The sequence below is a fragment of the Arthrobacter sp. JCM 19049 genome (assembly GCF_001310435.1).
In genome coordinates, this window is record NZ_BAXF01000810.1 from 1 (window position 1) to 736 (window position 736).

General features: G+C 70.8%; 1 pseudogene. It reads left to right on the top strand.

Going from position 1 to position 736, the window contains the following annotated elements:
• A pseudogene (locus JCM19049_RS16440) lies at positions 1 to 736 on the top strand (urocanate hydratase); the annotation flags it as partial.

The window sequence follows — 736 nt, forward strand, 5'->3', positions numbered from 1 at the left end:
GATGGCCGCCAAACACGAACGCCGGGCGCTGTCGGTGGGTTATGTGGCAACGCCGCCGAGGTGTTCGGGCAGCTGCTCGAACGCCAGCAGCGTGGTGAGCTGCAGGTGGACATCGTCACCGACCAGACCAGCGCGCACGACCCGCTCAGCTACCTGCCGGTGGAGCACACCCTGGAGGCCTGGCACGCCGAGGCACAGGCCGACCCGGTCGGGTTCACCAAGAAGGCCCAGGCCTCCATGGCCCGCCACGTCGCGGCGATGGTCGGCTTCCAGGACGCCGGGGCCGAGGTGTTCGACTACGGCAACTGCATCCGCGACGAGGCCCGCAAGGGCGGCTATGAGCGGGCCTTCGCGTTCCCCGGCTTCGTGCCGGCCTACATCCGCCCGCTGTTCTGCGAGGGGCTGGGCCCGGTTCCGCTGGGTGGCGCTGTCCGGGGACCCGAAGGACATCGAGGTCACCGACCGGGCGCTGAAGGAGCTGTTCCCCGAGAACGGGCACCTGCACCGCTGGCTGGACGCGGCCGCCGAGCACGTTGAATTCGAGGGCCTACCGCGCGCATCTGCTGGCTGGGCTATGGCGAGCGCCACCGGGCGGGGCTGCTGTTCAACCAGCTGGTGGCCGAGGGCAAGGTCTCCGCGCCGATCGTGATCGGGCGCGACCACCTGGATTCGGGTTCGGTGGCCTCCCCCTACCGGGAGACCGAGGCGATGGCCGACGGTTCGGACGCGGTGGCGG